Consider the following 18,430-nt stretch of genomic DNA (forward strand, 5'->3'; position numbering starts at 1 on the left):
CCAGTGGCGCGAAATCTGCGTCTGAAGGCCAAGCAATACGCGCGTCTCTCACCGGTGTTGGCGTGAAGCGGTGCTGCGGCATCTCTGGGCACGGTTGCAAACCCGGGAGTTAGTGTAACGCATCTGTGCCAGATCGTAATCTTGGCCCCGCGGCTTCGCCCCCACTTTTGCCCTGCACGCTACGGGCTAGACTGAAACGCATGCTTTCAACGATGCAGGAAGTGCCCTTCTCTGTCGCGCAGATTTTGCGTTATGGCTCGCAGACGCACGGCTCGACCAAGTGCACGACGTGGCGCGCCAGCGGCGCGGAGGAGTGCACCTTTGCGGATATCGGGGCGCGCGCAGGCGCGTTCGCCAACGCCTTGCACGATGATTTGGGCATCGACGGCGACCAGAGGGTGGCCACTTTTATGTATAACTGCGCCGAGCACCTCGAGGTGATGTTCGCGGTGGCGGCCAAGGGAGCTGTCTTTACGCCGCTGAACATTCAGCTGATGGAGGATCAGATCGCCTACATCGTGAACCACTCGGAGGCGAAGGTCATCGTCGCCGACCCGCGGCTCGCCCCCAAGCTGGGACGGCTGCTGCAGCTGTGTCCGCTGGTGGAAAAAGTGGTCTTCACCGGCGCAGACCCACTTTCGGAGGTCACCGATAAGTCCGCGCCGATGCCCGAGTGGGTGCAGCTCGAGAGCTATGAAATGCTTCTCGACGGCCGCAGCACCGTCTTCCCCTGGCCCACCCTGCCCGAAAACACGGCCGCCGCGCTGGTGTATTCCACCGCGACGACGGGTGCACCGAAGGGAGTCGCGTACTCGCACCGCTCGCTGTGGCTGGAGGCGACGAGCCTGCGCGCGATGGACTCCCTAGCTGTCACCCACGGCGAGTCTTTCCTGTGCTGCATTCCGATCTACCACGTGTTGAGCTGGGGCGTGCCCTTTGCCGCCTTCCTCGCGGGCGCACCGCTGGTACTGCCGGATTCGGACATGTCGGCGCCTAACCTCGCCAGACTTATCGCCTCTACCCACCCGCGCGTGGCCCACGGCGTGCCTACCCTGTGGATCCAGCTCATGGTGCACTACCTGCACAACCCGCCGGAGCGCATGAGTCTGCAAGAGCTTTTCGTGGGTGGGTCCCCTGCCCCACCGGCGCTGATCAAGATGTGGGAGGAGCGCTACGGCGTGGACGTAGTGCACGTCTGGGGCATGACGGAGACCTCGACGGTTGGCACGGTCGCGCGCCCGCCCTCGGGTGTGTCCGGCGAGGCGCGTTGGGCCTACCGGATTTCCCAGGGCCGCTTCGCCCCCTCGCTGGAGTACCGCGTGGTCAACGACGGGGAAGTCATGGCCTCCACCGACCTCACCCAGGGTGAGATCCAGGTGCGCGGCAACATCGTGGCCAAGGGCTACTACCACTCGCCCACACAGGAGCCGGGCGAGATCGCCTCCGAGTTCCGCGGTGAGACGATTACGGATGCGCGCAAGCACTTCACTGCCGACGGCTGGCTCCGCACCGGCGACGTGGGCACGGTGACCCACGACGGGTTCATGACGCTCTACGACCGCGCCCGCGACGTCATCCGCTCAGGCGGCGAGTGGATCTATTCCGCACAGGTGGAAAACCTCATCATGGAATCCGAGGTGGTCATCGAGTGCGCCGTCATCGGCATCCCGGACAAGAAGTGGGGCGAGCGCCCGCTCGCGGTGACCAAGCTGATCCCGGGCATTGAGGGCACGGCGCGTACCGCCGAGCGCCTGCGCGAAGGCCTGTCCGCGGTGCTGCCGAAGTGGATGGCACCCGAGTACTGGACATTCGTGGACACCATTGACAAGACCTCGGTGGGCAAGTTTGACAAGAAGGATCTGCGCAAGCACCTGGCGCGCGAAGAATTCGACATCATCGCGCTGCCCGGCCCGGGCAACCGCTCGCACGGCAACCCGTCCTCCGCCGAGGTGGAGGCCGCGCACCCCGCCAAGGACTAAGGTTTTTACCCCGTCTTCTCGTAGATATTCGGCAAGCTATAGTGGGGACACTATGCCCACTACACGCACGCTGGATGATCAATACGGCCGCACCGCCCGCGACCTGCGCGTCAGCCTCACCGACCGCTGCAACCTGCGCTGCACCTATTGCATGCCCGCAGACGGCCTCGAGTGGATGCCCACCGAGCAGGCGCTGACCGACGAAGAAACCATCCGCCTGATCCGCCTCGCGGTGGAAACACTGGGCATCCACCAGGTGCGCTTTACCGGCGGCGAGCCGCTGCTGCGCAAATCGCTCGAAGAGATTATTGCGGCAACAAAGAAGCTACGTATCGACGGCAGCGGCACCGCCCCGACGACCGCGCTGACCACGAACGCGCTCGGGCTGGCCAAGCGCGCCGACGCACTCGCCGAGGCAGGCTTAGACCGCATCAACGTTTCCCTGGACACGACCAGCCCCGAGCTTTTTGCCCGTCTGACCCGCAGGGACCGCATCCAGGACGTCTTCGCGGGTATCGACGCCGCACTTGCCGCAGGCCTGACCCCAGTCAAGGTCAACGCCGTGGTCATGCCGGGCGTGAACGAGGACGGCATCCTCGACCTCGTCGACTTCGCGCTGGACAAGGGCCTGCAGCTGCGCTTTATCGAGCAGATGCCGCTCGGCCCGCGCGAAAAATGGAAGCGCGGCGACATGGTCACCGCCCACGAAATCCTTTCCCGCATTGAGGAACGCTTTAGCCTCACCCCTGCGGAAAAGCCCCGCGGCTCCGCGCCAGCAGCGCTGTGGAATATCTCGGACGAGACCCGCGAGGGCACGCTCGGTGTCATCGCCTCGGTGACCCACCCATTCTGCGGTGCCTGCGACCGGACACGGCTGACCACCGACGGCGCGATCCGCGCCTGCCTCTTTTCCAAGACCGCCGACGAGGTCTCCCTGCGAGACCTCATGCGCGCCGGGGCGAGCAACGAAGAGCTCGCAGACACCTGGGCGCAGGCGATGTGGCTGAAGAAGCCGGGCCACGGCATCGACGACGTCGGCTTTTTGCAGCCGGAGCGCACCATGAGCGAAATCGGCGGCTAGACCATGAGCGACCGACCCAGCATCGCTGCACACCTCGAGCGGGTGCTCGCCCTTGCCACACCACGGATCACCCAGGACGTGCCGCTCGATCAAGCGGCAGGCCACGTGCTCGCAGCACCGGTGAAAAGCCGACTCGCGGTGCCGCCTTTTGCGAACTCCGCCGTCGACGGGTTTGCCGTCCACGCAGCTCACCTGCGCGGCGAGGGACCGTGGACGCTCCCGGTCGCAGGCGACGTGCCGGCGGGCTCGCCCGCAATCTGCTGCCCGGCGGAACACGCGATTCGCGTGATGACGGGCGCGCCCATTTCCCCGGCGGATGCTGGCTCCGACGTGGTCGTCATCCCCGTCGAGCAGACAGACATTCCCCGCGGACCACACCCGCTGCCCGACCAGGTCACCATCACGCAAGCGGAACCAGGCCGCAGCCATATCCGCGCCGCCGGGGAGAACGCCAAGCCCGGGGACACAATCGCGCAGGCCGGGCTCCGGGTCGACGCGGGCACGCTGGCCGCGTGCGTCTCTACCGGGGTGCGCACTGTGGACGTGTACGCGCACCCCACCGTCGCCGTCGTCTCCACCGGCAGCGAGCTGGTCGCCTGGCCCGGCGAGGTGCGAGGGGCGCAGATTCCTGATTCGAATTTGCCCATGCTTGGGGAGCTCGCGGCGTCGGCAAGCGAGCACCGTGCCCGCGTGCTGCGCTACCACGTTGATGACGACGCCGCTGCCGAGGCCACGCTCCGCCGCGCCGCGTCCGAGGCGGACGTGGTGATTACTTCGGGCGGGGTCAGCGCCGGTGCCTTCGACATCGTGCGCGAGGTCACCTCTGCCGACGGCGGCATGTGGTTCGGCAAGGTCGCGCAACGCCCGGGCACCCCGCAGGGCGCGGGTACGTTTGCCGGTACCCCGCTTGTGTGCCTGCCGGGCAACCCGGTCGCGGCCTACGTTTCTTTCCTGCTCTACGGTGCCCCGCTTATCGCCGCGCAGGCTGGCGTGACTCGCGGCCTGCGTTTTGCAGAGCGCCCGCATATCCTCGCCGACCGGGCCGCGGGTTTTGTCAGCACGGCAAAGCTGGAGATCACCCACGCCGTGCCGGTGCGCCTGCGCCAGGACGGTGCGCGCACGGTGGCAGAGTCCTTCGCCCCGGCAACTGCGTCGAGTTTCGTGGCATCGTTGTCGGGGATAGATGGGCTGGCCCTCGTGGATGCGCCCGAAGGCCCGGTCAAGGTTTATTTTTAAAGGAGCAACAATGCAATTTACCCACCTGGACTCTTCCGGCGCGGCCTACATGGTCGACGTGACTGAAAAGCAGCCGACGGTGCGCACCGCCACGGCCCAGTGCGAGGTCGCCTGCTCGCCAGAGGTGCTCAAGGCGCTCGCCAACGGCATCGTGCCCAAGGGCGACGTGCTCGCCGTGGCGCGTGTGGCCGGTATTGCCGCTGCGAAGCGCGTGCCTGACCTGCTGCCGCTGGCGCACACGATCGGCGTGCACGGCTGCAAGGTCGACCTCGAGATCAAGCAGGACCACGTGTTCATCGAGGCCACCGTTCGCACCGCCGACCGCACCGGCGTGGAGATGGAAGCGCTGACCGCGGTCAACGTCGCCGCACTGTCGGTAGTGGACATGGTCAAGGGCGTGGATCGCTCCGCCTACATCCGCCGCTGCGGGATTACCGCCAAGTCCGGCGGCCGCTCCGGCGACTGGTCCCGCGAGCTGCCGGAGGCCTAATTTCCTTGCAGCCCGAACACTCGCTCGGCGTGGTGATCCTGGCCGGGGGCCGCTCGACCCGCATGGGCACGGAAAAGGCCCAGGTCAAGGTCGACGGGCACCGCCTCATCGACCGCACCCTGGCCTCGCTTCCGGCCCACGATCAGGCCGTGGTGGTCTCGCCCTTCCCACTCGACCTACCCCTGAGCCAAGTCACCGAGGACCCACCCTTCGGCGGGCCCGTCGCCGGCATCCATGCCGGGACCCAGGCCCTCGACACCGACCTGATCGGCATCCTCGCCGTCGACGCACCCGATTCCGGCATACTCCTCCCCACCCTTTGCCAGGCGCTCCTGCGCGAGCCCGGCGCACACGCCGCCGTCACCCGCGCCGCCGACGGCTACCTCCAACCCTTGTGCGCCATCTGGCACCGCGCCGCGCTTCTCGACGCGCTCGCGCGCACCGGCACGCGCGACGTCGCAGCCAAGCGCCTCTTGCAGCCGCCGACGCGCATCGTGCAGGTGCTTGGCGACGGCAACGAGCAGGACTACGACACCCCCGAAGCACTCAGCACGCTCGGCGAGGTCGAGCTCTAGCTCACCCACTCAGTCAGGCTTGGCCACAGCCGCAGGATGACGGTCAGCGTGTCGCGGATGCCGCCGCGCGAGCTGGGCGCGTTGACGATCAGGCTGCCGCCGGGTTCCCGCGAGGTCAGCCCCACCACCCCGCGGCATAGCCCGGCGCGCTCGGAGTGCGCAAGGCCCTCGATCAGGATGTTGGTCTCCACCCCGTGCAGGCGCGTTGAGATGCGCTCCAGGCTCACCTCCGGGGTGAGGTTGCTGGGGCCGAGCCCGGTGCCGCCATCCTGGCGTTTCGCCAGCAGCTGGCCGCGCTCGGCGTCGAGGAGCTCTCCGATGAGCTACCCGACCACCTGTGTGTCGTGCTCGAAGCACTCGCGCTTGCCGACGCCTCCGTAGCCGACAACGCCGTCGCCATGGTGGCCAGCCACCGCGACGGCATCGAGGTACTCCGCCGCGCGCTGAGCGACCTGGGCTCGCCGTACGCGCACGTGATTACCGCGCTGTGCATGGCGCTGCCCGAAATGGCTCCGGAGACGGTGCAAAGCTACGTCAACCTGATCCGGCAGGGCCCTCCCGCCGAGCTCGTCGGTATTGAGACCCAACCCCTTCCCTTCCCCACCGCAGTCCCCCAACACAGTTAGGACCTGAACCATGACCGGCATTGAAGCATTCCTGTGGGTGGCCTTCCCCTGGCTGGCCATCGCCGCTTTTGTCATCGGCATCATCTGGCGCTGGCGCTACGACCAGATGGGCTGGACCACGCACTCCTCGCAAATCTACGAGTCGAAACTGCTGCGCCTTTCCTCCCCGCTGTTCCACTGGGGCATGCTCTTCGTGATCATCGGCCACCTCATGGGCCTGGCGATCCCGAAGAGCTGGACCCGCGGAATCGGGATCAGCGACCACGCCTACCACCTGATCGCCACCATCCCGGGCACCATCGCCGGCATCGCCGTCGTGCTCGGTATCTTCGGCCTGCTGTACCGGCGCGTGGTGAATCGCTCGGTGTTTTTGTCCACCGCCACCTCCGACAAGGTGATGTATGTTCTGCTGGTCGCGGCACTGCTCTCCGGCTTCATTGCCACCGTGTCCACGCAGGTTTTCGGTCAGGCGGGCGGCTACGACTACCGCGAGACCATCTCGCCGTGGATCCGCCAGCTGCTCATCTTCAACGCGCAGCCGGAGCTGATGGCGGATGTGCCGTGGCAGTTCAAGCTCCACGTCGTGGCCGGCTTCACGCTGCTCGCGGTGTGGCCCTTTACCCGCCTGGTGCACGCGTTCTCCGTGCCGGTCGGCTACTCCACCCGCCCGTACGTGGTCTACCGCTCCCGCGGGGCGGAGGTACAAAGCCGCCGTACCGAGGACCAGTGGAGCCCGATCCGCTCGAACGAGGCGCAGCTCAAGCGTGAAAAGATGCTCTAACATGTAGGCATCCAATACCTATCAGTCCTAGTTGGAGTTGACATGCGTTTTTCTCGCGCCGTTGCCCTTCCGGCGGCAGCCATGCTCGCGCTTTCTGTCGCTGCCTGCGGAAGCAGCGAAACCACGGACACTTCGGCCTCCAGCGAGGCACCGGATGCCGCCACCGAGCTCACGGTGCTGGGTGCCGCGTCGACGCGTGTGCTCAACGAGGACCTCGATGGTTTAAGCGAGGAATCGCTGACTTTCGTCAACGCCGGCTCCTCGGCGCTCGTGCAGCAGCTTGCCGACGGTGCCCCGGGTGACGTATTCATCTCCGCAGACGAAAAGCACATGGACGACGCCGTCGAGGCGGGCCTCGTCCGCGACCCGCAGGTCGTGGCCACCAACTCGATGGTGTTGGTCGTGCCTAAGGGCAACCCGGCGGGCATCGAAAGCATCCACGACCTGGAGAACGAGGACGTGAAGCTGGTGCTGTGCGACTCGCAGGTCCCGTGCGGCGCGGTGTCCAAGCAGCTCAGCCAGGCGAACTCGCTGGACCTTACCCCGGTCTCGCTTGAGCACAACGTGGCCGACACGCTGGGCAAGGTCGTGACCGGCGAGGCGGACGCCGCCTTTGTCTACCGCACCGACGCCGCGGCCGCGGGAGATGAGGTCGAGGTCATTGGCATCCCGCACGCGGAAGAATTCCCGAACTCGCTCGTCGCCGGAGTAGTAATTACCACCGAGCACCCGGACGATGCTGCTGCGCTGGTCGAGCTGCTGGGCAGCGATAAGGCTGCATCCCTCTGGGAGAAGCACGGATTTACCCCCGCGGCATGACGGGCACGCGCACTGCCTCGCCGATCACGCCGCTTCCACAGCCCAGCACCAAAGCGGTGGGGACGCTCGCGCTTTTCGCGCTGGCGCTGATCATCCTGCCGGTGTTCGCACTCGGCGTCCGGGTCCCCTTCGACCGACTCGGCGAGATCCTCACCAGCACAGACACCCGCGACCTGCTGCGCGTGACGCTTAGCTCTGCGGTGTGCGCGAGCGTCATCGCCATGGTGCTCGGCGTCCCGCTCGCGCTATGGCTACAGCACCTTAGGCGCGGCGCACGCCTGGCCCGGCTGCTTGTCCTGTTGCCGCTTGCGCTGCCGCCGGTGGTGGCGGGCCTGGCCCTTTCCGCCTTCATTGGCCGACGCGGCATCGCGGCCCCACTGCTGGACCTACTGGGCTGGCAGTTCGCCTTCGCCTTCCCTGGAGTGGTGGCCGCGCACGTGTTTATCGCGCTGCCCTTTGTGGTGATCACCCTGGATGCGGCGCTGCGCCAACTCGACCCGGAGATCACCTCCTCGGCCGCCGCCGCGGGTATCACCCCTGCGAGAACGGTGCGACAGATCATCCTGCCCGCGGTTGCCCCCTCGCTGGTCTCGGCGGCCGGGCTCGCGTTTGCCCGCTCGCTCGGGGAATTTGGTACCACGCTGACCTTCGCCGGCTCCATGCCCGGCACCACCCGCACTATGCCGCTGGGCATCTACCTTGCCCGCGAGGTCGACGCCGAGGTTGCCTACGGACTCTCGGCCATACTCATCGGCCTGGCAGTGCTCACCCTGGCCGCCACCGCCCTGCCCGCGCTCTTTTCCAAGCGCGCTCCGGCACAAAAAGCCCGCGCCACCGGCACAATCGACGTCGCACGCCTCCGGGAGCTCACCCGCCCGGCAGGCGGCGGAAGCGACGTCGAGGTCGAGGGCGTGCACTTCCCCGCCAACACGCTCACCGCTTTGGTCGGGCCCAACGGTGCGGGCAAGACCACTCTCGTCGGCCGCATCGCCGGTAGGCTGCGCGGTGCCTCAGTAACCGTGGGTGACCGCCTCGTCGACTCCGCCGACACCCGCCCGGTCCCCGCTTATCAGCGCGGGGTGGTGCTATTGACCCAGAACCCGGGCCTGCCGCCAACCGCGACCGCGAGCTCGGCGATCACCATGGTCACGCGCGACCCGCAGCGCACCGCCGAGCTCCTCGCGGCGGCCGGGCTTGCCGAGCTTGCAGGCGTCCCCGTCCGCGCACTCTCCGGCGGTCAAGCAGCGCAGGTCTCGCTCGTGCGCGCGCTGGCCACCCGCCCCGCGGTACTCATCCTGGACGAGCCGCTCGCGGCTATCGACGTCGACGCCGCCGCCCAGTGGCGCCAGGTCCTCCACGCTGCGCGCCACGACCGCACCACCGTACTGATTACCCACAACGCCCTGGATGTGCTGGCGCTCGCCGATCACATCGCGGTGATGGGCCGCGGGCGCGTGCGCACCTTCCGCCCGGCGTCCGAGGAAGTCGAGGCACCTGCCACCCGCTTCGCCGCCCGCCTGGTCGGTGCAAACCTGCTGGCGGGCACCGTGGGCGAAGACGGCGCGCTGGAGTCCCCCTTTGGTGCAATCGGTGGCCTCGACCTCTCACACCACCCCGCGGGCACGCGGGTGCGGGCGACGTTCCGCCCGAGCGCGCTCACGCTCGTCAGCCCGGGTGGGGAGAATGAACACCGCTGCGTGTTCAAGGCGAGCGCGCACACCGTCAGCGTGCTGCCCAGTGGGGAGGCCAGCGTGGTACTGCGCCCTGTGCAGGAGGGCGACACCAGTGACGAGTACGCGCTGTCCCTCCTCGTGGACCGGGATACGGCGATCCAGGCCAGCGTCTCGCCGGGGGCGCAACTTTCTTGCGCGCTGGATGTAGACCAGGTGCGGGTGACGATGGTTTAGCCGCCCGCGAACGGGGGAAGCACGTCGACGCGCTGCGCGCCGGCAAGTGAGGTGTCGGGTTCCGCGCGTTTGCCGTCAACCAAGAAGGTGCAGCGCGGCACGATCTCGGCCAGCGTTTGGCCGGCGTCGGTGGTGCCGGTGTGGCGCGATGTGGCGTCGGCAAGCAACTGCTCGAGCGTGGCGAACTCCCCGACCTGCTCTACGGAGGTACCGGCGACGGCCCGTGCGGCGGCAAAGTAGTGGATCTGCATGCCCACACCATACCGCCCACCGCGCGCCGTACCATGGCCCCATGAGCAGAATCCCCGAAGCCCATTTCGACGCTGTCGCGGCCGCGCTCGGCGCGCGAGGACACGAAACACTGTCTCCGTTGGAGGCCGCCTCGCGCGGCGCGGTGCTCGCCGCAGATGTGACTGCAGTGCGCGAGCAGCCTGCCTTTGATAATTCGCAGATGGACGGCTACGCGGTCGGCTCGACTCAGGCGCGCACCGCGCGTGTCGGCGCAACCATTGCGGCTGGCGACGACCCGGCGACCGCCTACCCAGAGGGACTGGGTAACACCGCCGCCCCCATCATGACCGGGGCGAAGCTGCCGGTCGGGACGCGCGCGGTGATCCCTGTCGAGCGCTGCGAACCGGCGGAGTTTCTCGGGGAGGGCGAGACGGTGCGGCTTCCCGCGACCGAGGATAGCGTGTTTGTGCGCCGTGCCGGCTCCGATATCGCTGCGGGTGATGTGCTCGCCCGCGCGGGTGCCCAGGTCACGCCGGCGCTCGTGGGAGCCCTGGCCAGCCAGGGGATCGATAAAGTCAGCGTGGTGCGCGCGGGCCGCATCGTGATTGTCACCGGCGGTGCCGAGGTTGCCCACGCACCGCAGCAGGCGGGCACGGCGACGATCCCAGATGCCAACGGGCCGATGCTGCGGGCGCTTGCCGCTCGTCACGGGATCGAGGTGGCCGCGCACGTGCGCACCAGCGACGAGCCGGATGTGCTGCGCGAAAAGGTGCGCGCCGCGATCGAGCGTCACCAGCCGGACGCAGTGGTGACTTCGGGTGGGATCAGCCACGGCAAGTTCGAAGTCGTGCGCCTCGCGTTCCCGGAGGGTTGGTACGGGCACGTGAGCCAGCAGCCGGGCGGCCCGCAGGGCCTGAGTACCTTCCACGGCGTGCCGGTCATCGGCCTGCCAGGCAACCCGATCTCCACGCTGGTGAGCTTCCGCCTCTACGTCGCTCCCCTGCTCGGGCACGCGCCCGCGGTACTGCGCGCCCCGCTCGCATGCGCGGTCGCCGGGATCGGGGGCCGCGAGCAGTTCCTGCGCGGCCGCATAGTTGATGGCCAGGTGCACCCCATCGGCGGTGCCAGCTCCCACCTGCTGGCCCAGGGCGCGGCGGCGCAGTGCCTGATCCGCGTGCCTGTCGGCGCGGAGCTCGCCGCAGGCGAACTGGTTTCCGTCTACCCGCTGTAAGGTGGAATATCTATGAGAAAAGCTGAAGTAATTGTGGCGTCGACGCGCGCGGCCCAGGGCGTCTACGCCGACGAGTCCGGGCCGATCGCCGTCGCCTTCTTGCGCGAGATGGGGCTCGACACCCCGGACGCAACCGTCGTTGCCGACGCGGATGTGGAGGACGCCGTGCGCGCCGCGCTGCTGCGCAAGCCATCTGTGATCCTCACCTCGGGCGGCACCGGCATCACCGCCGACGACCGCACCGTCGAGGTCGTGAGTGCGCACCTGGAGCGCGAGCTGCCCGGCATCGTGCACGACTTCTACGATAAGGGCCGCGAGAAAGTACCTACCGCGATCCTCTCGCGCGCGGTGGCCGGAATCCGCGGCGGCACCTTCCTCATGACACTGCCGGGCTCCCGCGGCGGGGTCCGCGATGGCTGCGCGGTACTCAAGCCGGTACTGCCCCACCTCCTCGAGCAGTTGGAAGGACACCATGACCACTCAGCACTCTGACCCCGCCTACGTGGCCGAGCAGACAGGCCGGGTGACCGGCACCGTGATCACCGACGCTCCGCTCGAGTCGCTCGCGGCGCAGGCCAGTAAAGACACGCTCACCCAGGCAATGGGCGCGCTCGTGCGCTTCGAGGGCATTGTCCGCGACCACGATGGCGGCCAGTCCGTGGCCACCCTCGCCTACGAAGCGCACCCCTCAGCGCCCGAGGAGCTTGAGCGCGTCGCCGCCGAGGTCGCAGCCTCCAACCCCGTTAGGATCTACGCCGCGCACCGCACAGGTGATGTGCCCATCGGCGAGCTCGCCTTCTTAGTCCTGGTGGCTAGCGCTCACCGCGGCGAGGCGTTTGCCGCCTGCGCCGAGGTCGCCGACCGGGTCAAGGCCGAGGTGCCCATTTGGAAGAAGCAGGGTCTGGTAAGCGGCGAGACGCAGTGGGTGGGCATTGATGAGTGATCGCTACCTGCGCCAAACTACTCTGATCGGCGATGAGGCGCAGGCAAAACTCCGCGCAGCCCACGTCGCCGTCATCGGCGCCGGCGGCCTCGGCTCCCCCGCCCTGCTCTACCTTGCTGCCGCAGGCATCGGCCGCATTTCGCTTTTCGACGACGACGTCGTCGACCTGTCCAACCTCCACCGCCAAGTCATCCACACCACCAATCGTGTGGGCGAGCCCAAGGTGGATTCCGCCATCGAAGCGCTTAGCGCACTCAACCCGGACACCCAGATCACCCCGGTGAAAGAGCGCCTGACCTGGGACACTGCGCTGGAGCAACTTTCGGGCGCGGACGTGGTCCTCGACGGCACCGACAACTTCGCCACCCGCCACATCGCCTCCCACGCCGCAGCCCACCTGGGCATCCCGCACATCTGGGGCTCCATCCTGGGGTTTGAGGCGCAGATGTCGGTGTTCTGGGCCGGCCACGGGCCTGTCTACGAGGACCTCTTCCCCGCCCCGCCGCCGCCGGGTTCGGTGCCCTCGTGCTCGCAAGCGGGAGTGCTCGGCCCGCTCGTTGGCGTGGTCGGCTCCGCCATGGCCATGGAGGCGATGAAGTACCTCACCGGTGTGGGCAGCCCGCTGGTGGGCCAGCTCGGCTACTACGACAGCCTCGCCGGCACGTGGGAATACATCCCGCTTGCTCCCGACCCCGCGGTCACCGCGCGCGTGCTCGCCGAGGCCCCACCCCAGGGCCCCGCCGAGGTCGACCAGCTCACCGCGGGCGCCACGCTTATCGACGTCCGCGAGCCCCACGAGTTCGCCACCACCCACCTCCCGGGCGCGATCAACGTTCCGCTCGGCGTACTCCTCGACGGCTACACCCCGCCGGAATTGGAAAACGGCGGGGTGCTGATCTGTGCTTCTGGCGTGCGCTCGGCGCAGGCGGTCGCCGCGCTCAATGCACGCGGCATCCGGGGCGTGGCGAGCCTGCGCGGCGGGATGGAGCGGGTTGCTCGCTAGTCCCTAGTCTGCGGTGAGCTCGGCATTGACCGGCCCTGCGACCTCGAGCTCGAGGACGCGCAGGCCGGATTCGCGGGCCTCGTCCAGGATCTCGTCGTCGACGGGCTCGGTGCACAGCACGAGCGCGGTCGGGCCTGCGCCGGAGAGGTAAGCGGCGTAGCCGCGGTTGCGCAGACGGTTGACCCACTCAGCGGTCACCGGCAGCACGTCGGAGCGGTACGGCTGGTGCAGGCGGTCGCGGGTGCCCTCCCACAGCAGTTCCGGGTGGCTCTGAATGGCCACCGTGATCACCGCGGTGCGCGAGACGTTGAAGCGCGCATCCGTGTGCGTGACGTGGCTCGGCAGGACCTTGCGCACGGCGTTGGTCGAGGCGTGGAAGTCCGGCACCAGCGCGTAGGCGCGGATGCGCGGGTCCACCTTTACGCCCACGGCGCGGTACTCCGGCAGCGAGCGGCCGTCGACGGGGATCTCGGTCCAGGACACCACCGCGTCGCCAAGCACGGAGGCACCCGCGTTATCCGGGTGGCCCTCGAACTCGCTGGACAACTGCACGATCTCTTCGGTGCTCAAGGGACTTCCGGCGAGCGTGTTCGCGGCCACCACGCCGGCGACGGCGGCGGCTGCGGAAGAGCCGAGGCCGCGCGACTGCGGGATGTTGTTCGTGCACGTCACCTTCAGCCCCGGTGCCTCCACGTCCGCGGCTTTCAGCCCCGAGCGGATAGCCTTGACCACCAGGTGGGAGTTGTCACGCGGCAGGTCCTCGGCGCCCTCGCCAAAGATGTGTACCTCGAGCCCAGAGGCGATGACCTCCACCTCGACGGTGTCGTAAATGCTCAGCGCGATGCCGAGGGTGTCAAAACCCGGGCCCAGGTTCGCCGAGGAACCGGGCACAGTCACCGTGGCTTTGAGCCCAACTTGCAGATCCGTAGGCATGGAAAACCCTTCCCTTTAAGCATCCAGGCGGATCACGGAGTTGATCGCCTTAACCGCGTCGTGTTCTTCCAGGCGCTGCACGATCGCGCGCAGGTCGCGCTCGAGTGCCTTGTGGGTCACCACGATCAGGTGCGCCTCGTCGCCGGACTCCTCCTGGCGCACCGCGGAGAGCGACACGCCGTCGTCAGCAAAGTTGCGGGCCAGGTCAGCCAGCACGCCGACGCGGTCATCCACCGTCATGTTCACGTGGTAGCGGGTCGGCACCTCGTCGAAGCCCACGACCTTGTAGTCAGCGTACGGGTTCTCCGCCGGAGCGCGGCCGCCGTGGACCTTGTTGCGGGCAGCGCCCACCAGGTCGCCGAGCACAGCGGAAGCGGTCGGCGCGCCGCCGGCACCGTTGCCATAGAACATCAGGCGGCCTGCGGCCTCGGCCTCAACAAAAATGGCGTTGTAGGACTGATCCACGCTCGCCAGCGGGTGCTCGTTCGGCACCAGGGTCGGGTGGACGCGCGCGTTGACGGCGGTGGTGTTGCCGTCCTCGTCGTACAGCCGCTCGCAGATGGCCAGAAGCTTGATGGTCTGGTTGGACTTCTTCGCCGCGGCGATGTCTTCTGCGGTGATCTTGGTAATACCCTCGCAGTACACATCGTCGAAGGTCACGCGGGTGTGGAAGCCCATGGACGCCAGAATTGCCGCCTTGGACGCCGCGTCGTGGCCCTCCACGTCCGCGGTCGGGTCGGCCTCAGCGTAGCCCAGGCGGGTGGCCTCGGCGAGCGCGTCTTCGTAGCTCGCGCCGGTGGACGCCATCGCGTCCAGGATGAAGTTCGTGGTGCCGTTGACAATGCCAGAAATGCGCTGGACCTGATCGCCCGCCAGCGAACGACGCAGCATGCCCACGACCGGGATCGCTGCGGCGACGGCGGCCTCGTAGTAGAGGTCAACCCCGGCCTCGTTGGCCGCGTCGGCCAGCTCGGAGCCGTGCGCGGCCACCAGCGCCTTGTTCGCGGTGACCACAGACTTGCCCGCCTGCAGTGCGGCAAGCACCAGCTTGCGCGGGTAATCAATGCCGCCGATGACCTCGACGACCACGTCGACGTCATCACGGTTGATCAACTCGGTGGCGTCGTCGGTGAGGTAAATGCCCTGCACCTCGGGCGCGTCCTTGTGCTTGTCCACGTTGGACACAGCCACACCTCGGACGGCCAGCGGGCCGCCGATGCGGTGCTCAAGATTCTCGGAAAACTCCTGGATCAGGCGCAGCACCTCAGTGCCCACGGTGCCCTTGCCCAGAATGGCAACGCCCACGGCTTGCCCAATTCCCTTGCCCGGGTAGTTCCCGTTACGGCTCTCGGCGCTTGCGACAGTCATGCGTGTTCCTTTTCCTATCTGATGCGTGTGTGTTCCGGCTTTATCCGGCGTGTACCCGGCTCAGTGTACCGCTTAGTCTATTTTCTCGTTGTTCGCGCCCGCTTTAATATTCTCGGGCCAAAATATCCTCAACCGTCTCGCGGCGAATCATGGGGGAAATCTCCCCGTCGCGCACGGCGACAACCGCCGGCCGGCCGAAAGAGTTGTAGTTCGAGCTCATGGAGTAGCAGTACGCGCCAGTCGCGGCGAGCGCGATCAGGTCGTCGGCGGCGATATCGTCCGGCCAGTTGCCGTCCTCGACCAGGATGTCGCCCGACTCGCAGTGCGAGCCCACCAGGCGCGTCTGCACCGGGGTGCCGTGGGTCAGGCGGTTGGCCACGCGGGCGTCGTAAAGCGAGGCGTAGAGCGCGGGCCGGATGTTATCGCTCATGCCGCCGTCGACCGCGATGTAGCGACGTGTGGCGGTGTACGAGGTGTGGACGTCCTTGACCACGCCGACGCGGTACACCGTCACCGTGGACGGGCCCGCGATCGCGCGACCCGGCTCGACCACGACGGTCGGCGCCTCGATGCCCAGGTCATCGGCGACGTCCTGCACCTCGCGCAACAGGTCGCGGGCTACTGCCGCGACGTCGAGCGGCGCCTCGTCGTCGGTGTACGCGATGCCGTAGCCGCCGCCCAAGTCCAGGTACTTCAGCGCGACGCTTTGCTCTTTCCAGATCTGGGCGTAGAGGCCCAGCACACGCTCGGCGGCGAGTTTGAAGCCCTCGGCGTCAAAGACCTGCGAGCCGACGTGGCAGTGCAGGCCGGTCAGCTCGAGGTGAGGCGAGTTTATCGCGGCGACGGCCGCCTCGTAGGCGCTGCCGGAGGCCAGGGAGAGGCCGAACTTCTGGTCCTCGTGGCTGGTGGCGATGAACTCGTGGGTGTGCGCGTCCACGCCCGGCTTCGCGCGCACGAACACGTCCTGGACCTGGCCTAGCTCCTTGGCCAGGGCCTCGAGCTCGGTGAGCTCCTGGCGCGAGTCGATGACCACGTGGCCCACCTTGGACTCGAGGCACAGGCGCAGAAAGCTCTCGGACTTGTTATTGCCGTGGACGGTGATGCGCTCGGGCGGGAAATCAGCGGCGAGCGCGATACGCAGCTCGTTCTCGCTGGCCACGTCCAGCGCGAGGCCCTCCTCATCCACCCAGCGGGCGATGTGACGGGTCAAAAACGCCTTAGACGCGTAGTGGACGTTGCGCGGCGAGCCGAAGGCCTCGGCCATGTCGCGGCAGCGGGAGCGGAAATCGTCCTCGTCCACCACCATCACCGGGGTGCCGTACTGCGCGGCAATCTCGGGCAACGCGACCCCGGCGATGGTGATCACGCCGTCGTCCGTGCGCGCGGCGTTGCGCGGCCACACGTGGGCGGGCAGCTGGTTAAACGGCTGCGAATCTGGAGCCTGCATAAAGTTGAAGAACCCTCCTTTAGGGAAACTACATCCGCTCCGGGGCAGACACCCCGACCATGGAAAGCGCGTTGGCGAGCACCTGGCGGGTGGCCATCGCCAGCGCGAGGCGAGCGCGGTGGATCGGCGCGACTTCCTCGTCCGTCCTCGGCAGTACCTGGCAGGAGTCGTAGAACTTGTGGAAGGCGCTGGCCAGCTCCTCGGCGTAGCGGGCGACGCGGTGCGGCTCGCGCAGCTCGGCGGCAGCCTTGACCACGGCCGGGAACTCCCCGAGCGTGCGGATCAGGTCGCCCTCCTTCTCGTGGGTGAGCAGGCCGTAGTCCACGCCTTCGAAGTCGGCGCTGTCAAGGCCCGCGGCCTCGGCGTTGCGGGCCAGCGAGCACAGCCGCGCGTGTCCGTACTGCACGTAGTAGACCGGGTTGTCGCTCGACTGCTTGGTCCACAGATCCAGGTCAATATCCAGGCTGGAATCCACCGATGAGCGCACCAGCGAGTAGCGCGCGCCGTCCACGCCGATCGCATCAACCAGGTCGTCCAGGGTGATGATCGTGCCGGCGCGCTTAGACATCTTTACCGGCTTGCCGTCGCGCACCAGGTTGACCATCTGCCCGATGAGCACCTCGACTGCCTCCGGGTCGTAGCCCAGCGCCTGTGCGGAAGCGCGCAGGCGAGCGATATAGCCGTGGTGGTCCGCACCCAGCATGTAGATGGCCAGGTTGTGTCCGCGGTCGAACTTGTCGGCCACGTACGCGATATCGCCGGCAATGTAGGCCGCGTTGCCGTCCGATTTCAGTACCACGCGGTCCTTATCGTCGCCAAAGTCGCTCGAGCGCAGCCACCAGGCCCCCTCGGATTCGTAGAGATTGCCGTTGTCCTTCAGCGTCTGGATCGCCTTGTCCACCGCGCCGGACTCAAACAGAGAGTTCTCGTGGAAGAAAACATCGAAGTCCACACCGAACTCGTGCAACGACTGCTTAATCTGCGCGAACATCATCTCCACGCCGGCCGCACGGAAGGTCTCCTGGACCTCCTCGTCGCTGCCATGAAGCGCATCCGCATGCTTGTCGACGACCGCGCCCGCAATCTCCTTGATGTACTCCCCGCCGTAACCGTCCTCGGGAGTCGGCTCGCCCTTCGCCGCGGCCACCAGGGAGCGGGCGAAACGGTCGATCTGCCCGCCGTGGTCATTGAAGTAGTACTCGCGGGTCACGTCCGCGCCGGAGGCTTCCAGCACGCGCCCCAAGGAATCGCCCACTGCCGCCCAGCGGGTACCGCCCAGGTGGATCGGGCCGGTGGGGTTGGCCGAGACGAACTCCAGGTTAATCTTCTGCCCGTCGTAACGCTGCGAGTTACCAAAGGACGAACCGGCGGCGAGGATCTCGCCCACCAGCTGGCCCTGGGCCGCGGAGGCCAGGCGCAGGTTGAGGAAGCCGGGGCCGGCAACCTCGGCGGTATCGATCGCCGCGTCGGCGCCGAGTGCGTCGGCAAGCCAGCTCGCCAGCTCACGCGGGTTCGTGCCCGCCTTCTTGGCCACCTGCAAAGCGACGTTCGTGGCGTAGTCCCCGTGCTCCGGGTTGCGCGGCCGCTCCACGGTCACGGTGTCCGGGACCACGGAGGAGTCGAGGTCGTGCGCGGTGAGCACGGAAACGGCTGCTTGCCTAATGAGCTGTGAAAGATCTGCTGGCGTCATGGGGTGCAAGTCTAATTCACCGCGCGCGCGATCTCTTCATGGCCTTGCGCACCGTCCGCAGCAGCTGAACCCAAGCCCGCATAGCCCCCG

18 protein-coding genes and 1 pseudogene are annotated in these 18,430 nt (G+C 67.6%); 13 read left to right on the forward strand and 6 right to left on the reverse strand.

What is annotated here, in order from left to right:
• The first annotated feature begins 200 nt into the window (after positions 1 to 200).
• From HMPREF2550_RS10450 to HMPREF2550_RS10470, 5 genes are read left to right on the forward strand one after another with little or no spacing between them, the layout of a single operon-like run.
• Positions 201 to 1,979, forward strand: coding sequence for a long-chain fatty-acid--CoA ligase (locus HMPREF2550_RS10450; RefSeq protein WP_070790963.1), 1,779 nt, complete (start codon positions 201 to 203; stop codon positions 1,977 to 1,979).
• Between the two features lie 52 nt (positions 1,980 to 2,031).
• Positions 2,032 to 3,060 (forward strand): GTP 3',8-cyclase MoaA, encoded by a 1,029-nt coding sequence (gene moaA, locus HMPREF2550_RS10455; protein ID WP_070790965.1) that lies wholly within the window; start codon positions 2,032 to 2,034, stop codon positions 3,058 to 3,060.
• Positions 3,061 to 3,063: 3 nt separating this feature from the next.
• The gene (locus tag HMPREF2550_RS10460; RefSeq protein ID WP_070790967.1) at positions 3,064 to 4,296 is read left to right on the forward strand and encodes a molybdopterin molybdotransferase MoeA; all 1,233 of its coding nucleotides are present in this window, start codon (positions 3,064 to 3,066) and stop codon (positions 4,294 to 4,296) included.
• A 10-nt stretch (positions 4,297 to 4,306) separates the two neighbouring features.
• Positions 4,307 to 4,786 (forward strand): cyclic pyranopterin monophosphate synthase MoaC, encoded by a 480-nt coding sequence (gene moaC / locus HMPREF2550_RS10465; protein ID WP_070790970.1) that lies wholly within the window; start codon positions 4,307 to 4,309, stop codon positions 4,784 to 4,786.
• Positions 4,787 to 4,791: 5 nt separating this feature from the next.
• A complete protein-coding gene (locus HMPREF2550_RS10470; protein ID WP_246819807.1) occupies positions 4,792 to 5,361 on the forward strand; it encodes a molybdenum cofactor guanylyltransferase in 570 nt (189 codons plus the stop codon).
• Here HMPREF2550_RS10470 and HMPREF2550_RS12155 read toward each other — a convergent pair.
• Positions 5,358 to 5,588 carry a molybdopterin-binding domain-containing protein gene (locus HMPREF2550_RS12155; protein ID WP_051904809.1) on the reverse strand — a complete coding sequence of 77 codons (231 nt, stop codon included), beginning with the start codon at positions 5,586 to 5,588 and terminating at the stop codon, positions 5,358 to 5,360. The genes HMPREF2550_RS10470 and HMPREF2550_RS12155 overlap by 4 nt on opposite strands.
• 30 nt (positions 5,589 to 5,618) lie before the next feature.
• On the opposite strand from HMPREF2550_RS12155, the pseudogene HMPREF2550_RS10480 reads away from it, so the two are divergent.
• From HMPREF2550_RS10480 to HMPREF2550_RS10495, 4 genes and pseudogenes are all read left to right on the forward strand, one after another.
• Positions 5,619 to 5,987 (forward strand): annotated as a pseudogene (locus tag HMPREF2550_RS10480) (nitrate reductase molybdenum cofactor assembly chaperone); the annotation flags it as partial.
• A 10-nt stretch (positions 5,988 to 5,997) separates the two neighbouring features.
• Positions 5,998 to 6,768, forward strand: coding sequence for a respiratory nitrate reductase subunit gamma (narI, locus tag HMPREF2550_RS10485; RefSeq protein WP_070790973.1), 771 nt, complete (start codon positions 5,998 to 6,000; stop codon positions 6,766 to 6,768).
• Positions 6,769 to 6,810: 42 nt separating this feature from the next.
• Entirely contained in the window at positions 6,811 to 7,587 is a 777-nt protein-coding gene (modA, locus tag HMPREF2550_RS10490; RefSeq protein WP_070790974.1) for a molybdate ABC transporter substrate-binding protein, read from the forward strand.
• Positions 7,584 to 9,494 carry an ATP-binding cassette domain-containing protein gene (locus HMPREF2550_RS10495; RefSeq protein ID WP_070790976.1) on the forward strand — a complete coding sequence of 637 codons (1,911 nt, stop codon included), beginning with the start codon at positions 7,584 to 7,586 and terminating at the stop codon, positions 9,492 to 9,494. Before modA ends, HMPREF2550_RS10495 begins: the two co-directional genes overlap by 4 nt.
• On the opposite strand, the gene HMPREF2550_RS10500 is transcribed toward HMPREF2550_RS10495, so the two are convergent.
• Positions 9,491 to 9,745, reverse strand: a complete 255-nt coding sequence (locus HMPREF2550_RS10500; protein ID WP_070790978.1) for a MoaD/ThiS family protein — start codon at positions 9,743 to 9,745, stop codon at positions 9,491 to 9,493. The two genes, HMPREF2550_RS10495 and HMPREF2550_RS10500, sit on opposite strands and share 4 nt — an antisense overlap.
• 41 nt (positions 9,746 to 9,786) lie before the next feature.
• On the opposite strand from HMPREF2550_RS10500, the gene HMPREF2550_RS10505 reads away from it, so the two are divergent.
• Genes HMPREF2550_RS10505 through HMPREF2550_RS10520 form a run of 4 tightly spaced genes read left to right on the forward strand, consistent with a single transcriptional unit; the run spans position 9,787 to position 12,902 of the window.
• The gene (locus HMPREF2550_RS10505; protein ID WP_070790980.1) at positions 9,787 to 10,956 is read left to right on the forward strand and encodes a molybdopterin molybdotransferase MoeA; all 1,170 of its coding nucleotides are present in this window, start codon (positions 9,787 to 9,789) and stop codon (positions 10,954 to 10,956) included.
• Between the two features lie 12 nt (positions 10,957 to 10,968).
• Entirely contained in the window at positions 10,969 to 11,448 is a 480-nt protein-coding gene (locus HMPREF2550_RS10510) for a MogA/MoaB family molybdenum cofactor biosynthesis protein (RefSeq protein ID WP_070790982.1), read from the forward strand.
• Positions 11,429 to 11,899 carry a molybdenum cofactor biosynthesis protein MoaE gene (locus HMPREF2550_RS10515; protein WP_070790984.1) on the forward strand — a complete coding sequence of 157 codons (471 nt, stop codon included), beginning with the start codon at positions 11,429 to 11,431 and terminating at the stop codon, positions 11,897 to 11,899. The genes HMPREF2550_RS10510 and HMPREF2550_RS10515 overlap by 20 nt, the downstream gene beginning before the upstream one ends.
• Complete coding sequence (locus tag HMPREF2550_RS10520) at positions 11,892 to 12,902, forward strand: ThiF family adenylyltransferase (protein ID WP_070790985.1); 1,011 nt, start codon at positions 11,892 to 11,894, stop codon at positions 12,900 to 12,902. The genes HMPREF2550_RS10515 and HMPREF2550_RS10520 overlap by 8 nt, the downstream gene beginning before the upstream one ends.
• A 3-nt stretch (positions 12,903 to 12,905) precedes the next feature.
• Here HMPREF2550_RS10520 and thrB read toward each other — a convergent pair whose 3' ends face one another.
• The 4 genes from thrB to argS all read right to left on the reverse strand — a co-directional run bounded on the left by thrB (position 12,906) and on the right by argS (position 18,340).
• Positions 12,906 to 13,835: a homoserine kinase gene (gene thrB / locus HMPREF2550_RS10525; RefSeq protein ID WP_070790987.1), complete on the reverse strand. Its 930-nt coding sequence runs from the start codon at positions 13,833 to 13,835 to the stop codon at positions 12,906 to 12,908.
• Positions 13,836 to 13,850: 15 nt separating this feature from the next.
• Entirely contained in the window at positions 13,851 to 15,203 is a 1,353-nt protein-coding gene (locus HMPREF2550_RS10530) for a homoserine dehydrogenase (protein WP_070790989.1), read from the reverse strand.
• A 103-nt stretch (positions 15,204 to 15,306) separates the two neighbouring features.
• Positions 15,307 to 16,650, reverse strand: coding sequence for a diaminopimelate decarboxylase (gene lysA, locus HMPREF2550_RS10535; protein ID WP_070790990.1), 1,344 nt, complete (start codon positions 16,648 to 16,650; stop codon positions 15,307 to 15,309).
• Between the two features lie 28 nt (positions 16,651 to 16,678).
• The gene (gene argS / locus HMPREF2550_RS10540) at positions 16,679 to 18,340 is read right to left on the reverse strand and encodes an arginine--tRNA ligase (protein WP_070790992.1); all 1,662 of its coding nucleotides are present in this window, start codon (positions 18,338 to 18,340) and stop codon (positions 16,679 to 16,681) included.
• Positions 18,341 to 18,430 lie beyond the last annotated feature (90 nt).

The organism is Corynebacterium sp. HMSC074A01, from assembly GCF_001831515.1.
Classification (GTDB): Bacteria; Actinomycetota; Actinomycetes; order Mycobacteriales; family Mycobacteriaceae; genus Corynebacterium.